This window comes from Curtobacterium sp. MCBA15_001, assembly GCF_001864835.1.
Lineage (GTDB): Bacteria > Actinomycetota > Actinomycetes > Actinomycetales > Microbacteriaceae > Curtobacterium.
In genome coordinates this window covers 38,221-38,591 of sequence record NZ_MJGI01000025.1, presented here as the reverse complement: position 1 = coordinate 38,591, position 371 = coordinate 38,221, and the positions used below count along the sequence as shown (strand labels likewise).

Genomic DNA, 371 nt, shown 5'->3' with positions numbered 1-371 from the left:
GGCGGGAGCGGCGTCGGCAGGAGCGCCCGCCGCTCGGTCGGCTCTGGAGGTGACCACACGGCAACGGTACCCGGCGCGACCGACGCGCTGTGGGCCTCCTGGACGGCCTGTGGAGAACTCCGGCGGGCACCCCGACGGCCGCTACGGTTGCAGCATGACCCGCATCATCGCCGGCGCCGCCGGCTCCCTGACGCTCCGGGTGCCGAAGTCGGGCACCCGCCCGACCAGCGACCGTGTGCGCGAGGCGCTGTTCTCGTCGCTCGAGTCGCGCGGACTCGTCGACGACACCTCGGTGGCCGACCTGTACGCGGGCACCGGCGCGCTCGGGCTCGAAGCAGCGTCACGCGGTGCGGTCGAGGTCGTGCTCGTCG

General features: G+C 74.7%; 1 protein-coding gene. It reads left to right on the top strand.

The features are described from left to right. Window positions 1–154: 154 nt before the first annotated feature. A partial coding sequence (locus BIU90_RS12205; RefSeq protein ID WP_175470207.1) for an RsmD family RNA methyltransferase occupies window positions 155–371 on the top strand: 217 nt, incomplete at its 3' end.